Raw genomic sequence first — 2866 nt, forward strand, 5'->3', positions numbered from 1 at the left:
CACTGCTTGCGCAATTAAAGGGAAAATTTCTTCTGTCTCTCAATGATGTGCCTGAGATCCGAAAAACCTTTAACCAATTTAAGATAAAAGAGGTGAATACATCTTATACATGTGGTTCAAATGATCCAACTGCGGCTCGAGAGCTCATCATCTCAAATTGCGACTTTTAGGATGAAGAGAAAAGATACATTAAAGGGTCTTTAAATAACCTTTGAAGACCCTTTGAGAACCCCTTAAAAATCTTTTGAAAAAAATAAATTGGTACAAAACCTAGTGGCAAAATATACAAAACCCGCCGACAAGCTACAGTAAAAAAACACATAAAAAATCAATAAGTTATAGCACGATAAAAGTGCTGTGGCGGAGGGGGTGGGAGCGTTATATTTATATAAAATCAATAGGTTATATAAAAGTTCGGGAATTTTGATTCCATTGATTTTTTTAACTTATTTTTACGTCTATCCCGAACCTTTTTGTCGCTTATTCTCAGACATTTTATCAAAATATGAAACCAGATTTTCCAGTGTGATGCTTGACTCTTATTGTCATTAACCGTATAGTTATAGTATACGATAAGGGGCGCTAATGGCAATTGTGAGTTTCAAACATAAGGGCTTAAAATTATTTTATACAACAGGTTCCACAAAAGCTATTCGATCAGATCACGTGAAAAAGTTACGCGTTATTTTAACGGCTTTAACAAGTGCTACCACGCCTGAAATGTTGAAAGCACCTGCCTTTAAAATGCATCCTCTTAAAGGTGAACTTACAGGATACTATTCTATATGGGTGAATGGAAATTGGCGTGTTACTTTTCGCTTTATAGGAACAGATGTGGAGCTTGTTGATTATCAAGATTACCATTGATGAAAGGAACGAAAACAAATGATGCATAACCCCGCACATCCGGGCGAAGTTCTAAAATTAGCTTTCTTAGAAGAAATGGGGATAACAATACAAAAGTTAGCTGATCATCTCCATATGACAAGAGCTTCTCTATCAAGAGTGATTAACGGACATGCCTCTATGAGTACCGAACTTGCAGTGAAATTAGAACTAGCTGGTTTTAGTAAAGCAAAATTTTGGCTGGATATGCAAACGAATTATAATTTATGGCAAACAATGCAACAGGCACAACCGCCCATTTCTCCTCTGGTTTCTGATGCACTTCAAACGCCGCATTAATTTCATTCATAATTTTGACGGGGCTTTGGTTTGTTTTTTAGCAGCTACTCATTGTCCTAGCTTTTTTGTAGCTTTTTGATTGCTTCTATTGCAAGTCGTTTTCTATCAGCTGTTTTGGTATAAAGGGATGCCATTTTATCTTCTGTCCAGCCAAAAAGTGCTTTCATTTGCGAAACTGTCGCACCTGCATTTGCTGCACGTGTTGCTGCTAATTTTCGCAATCCGTGCGCTGATTTTTTAATACCTGCTGCATTACAAGCTTTACGAAACAGATTACCAAAACTTTCTTTGGTCAGTTTTTTACCTTCTTTACCGCAAATAAATGTTTCATCTCCAATAGGTCCAATTTTAAGTGTTTCTGCGAGTTCAGGCAAAATCGGGAGAAAAACATCTGTTTTAAATTGGCTCTTTTCTGTTTTTAAATGAATAATATTATCTGTTGTGATATCTTTCCAGCCGATACGAACGGCATCACCACGACGTAAACCTGTATATAAAAGGACGTCAATCCATACACGTTCATGTGTACCATGTGACCAACGGTAATAATATTTATCAATATCTTCTTCTAACCATGGTATGAATCCTTCTGCGTTAAAGGATTTTGGCGGCTTTATATTAAAAGCAGGATTTCTATTTAAAAGATCGTTATCAACTGCCCAATTGAAAAGACTATTTAAAGCCGTTAAAAAATGTCTTGCCGCCGCGGGGGTATCTCGCCTTCTGTCTACGGCTTCAAGAATGTGTTGTTTGTTTATGCTTTTATAGGCGCGATCACCGATATGTTTAGAAACATTATTCAGAATCCTATATTTAACTTTTTTCGTGGATTCTGATTGATTATGCCATTGCATGCTTTGTAAATACTGATGCAACAACCAATCGAAAGACCCTTCTGTGAGTCTGGTACGCCTCTTTGTTTTGGAGGAGCCATTTTGTGCTTGCTTAATGGCAATCGTATAATTGTCAACAAACTCTTGCGTTCCATAGGTTCCTTCAATCCGAAACCGTGGTCCATGACCAATACGTACATACCATATAACTTTACCATGGCGTGTACGTTCACGAACAAGATGCGGTGGACGGCGTTTTGGCATGGCTAAAACTTTATACCGTCGACAGAGGGGCAGCTTTTGCTGGTCTCGTAGTCTTCTTTTTCATTTTCAAGCGGTGGAAAATCGTCAATGCTATAAGTATTATCTGTCGTTGTTGGTGTTATGGTTTTATTGATATGAATTAATAATTCCCCTGTAGGTTTGATTTCTATGAGTTCACATCCTTGTTTTTTAGCTTCTCTTAAAGCACGAGCAATAGCTGGTTGCGTGATAGTAGGTGGGCGGTGTGGCATGTTTATTCCCCTTCATTTTAGATGTAATTCACTCGTGGCGTGAATCACGCTGGTGTTAAAATTTTGTTTGTGTGGCTAGAAACGGCTTATAGAGACACTATAAGATTAGTCGTTCGTATTTCTTTTCCATGGTTTATTTCCTTGATTTGCGTACAATCCACCCGTAGCGTGAAGCACGCATGTGTTGAAAGTTGTTAGGAAAGGGCGGGGGTGCTGGGAGGAGAGAGCACCCCCATAGGTTTAAGCGGCTTTTGCCAAAATCTTTTCCATCTCTTGTTCTATTTCCCCTAAAAAGATTTCGACCGCTTTATTAATCTCTTCAATGTATTGCTC

General features: G+C 38.2%; 4 protein-coding genes and 2 pseudogenes. 3 read left to right on the top strand and 3 right to left on the bottom strand.

Annotation, left to right across the window (positions count from 1 at the left end):
* The 3 genes and pseudogenes from PVV60_RS10800 to PVV60_RS09950 form a co-directional block, all read left to right on the top strand.
* A pseudogene (locus PVV60_RS10800) lies at nucleotides 1-170 on the top strand (DNA adenine methylase); the annotation flags it as partial.
* A 415-nt stretch (nucleotides 171-585) separates the two neighbouring features.
* A complete protein-coding gene (locus PVV60_RS09945) occupies nucleotides 586-867 on the top strand; it encodes a type II toxin-antitoxin system RelE/ParE family toxin (RefSeq protein ID WP_004854509.1) in 282 nt (93 codons plus the stop codon).
* A gap of 18 nt (nucleotides 868-885) precedes the next feature.
* The gene (locus PVV60_RS09950) at nucleotides 886-1185 is read left to right on the top strand and encodes a HigA family addiction module antitoxin (RefSeq protein WP_273724607.1); all 300 of its coding nucleotides are present in this window, start codon (nucleotides 886-888) and stop codon (nucleotides 1183-1185) included.
* Between the two features lie 56 nt (nucleotides 1186-1241).
* On the opposite strand, the gene PVV60_RS09955 is transcribed toward PVV60_RS09950, so the two are convergent.
* From PVV60_RS09955 to PVV60_RS09965, 3 genes and pseudogenes are all read right to left on the bottom strand, one after another.
* A complete protein-coding gene (locus PVV60_RS09955; protein ID WP_273724608.1) occupies nucleotides 1242-2282 on the bottom strand; it encodes a tyrosine-type recombinase/integrase in 1041 nt (346 codons plus the stop codon).
* A gap of 2 nt (nucleotides 2283-2284) precedes the next feature.
* On the bottom strand, nucleotides 2285-2533 hold the full coding sequence (locus PVV60_RS09960; RefSeq protein ID WP_273724609.1) for a hypothetical protein: 249 nt from the start codon (nucleotides 2531-2533) through the stop codon (nucleotides 2285-2287).
* A gap of 240 nt (nucleotides 2534-2773) precedes the next feature.
* Nucleotides 2774-2866 (bottom strand): annotated as a pseudogene (locus tag PVV60_RS09965) (exonuclease); the annotation flags it as partial.

The sequence above is a fragment of the Bartonella sp. AU18XJBT genome (assembly GCF_028618595.1).
Taxonomy (GTDB): domain Bacteria; phylum Pseudomonadota; class Alphaproteobacteria; order Rhizobiales; family Rhizobiaceae; genus Bartonella.

Excerpts from the sequence above, each read along its gene's own strand:
- PVV60_RS09945 (WP_004854509.1), top strand. The coding sequence starts at position 586 with ATGGCAATTGTGAGTTTCAAACATAAGGGCTTAAAATTATTTTATACA.
- PVV60_RS09950 (WP_273724607.1), top strand. The coding sequence starts at position 886 with ATGATGCATAACCCCGCACATCCGGGCGAAGTTCTAAAATTAGCTTTC.
- PVV60_RS09955 (WP_273724608.1), bottom strand. The coding sequence starts at position 2,282 with ATGCCAAAACGCCGTCCACCGCATCTTGTTCGTGAACGTACACGCCAT.
- PVV60_RS09960 (WP_273724609.1), bottom strand. The coding sequence starts at position 2,533 with ATGCCACACCGCCCACCTACTATCACGCAACCAGCTATTGCTCGTGCT.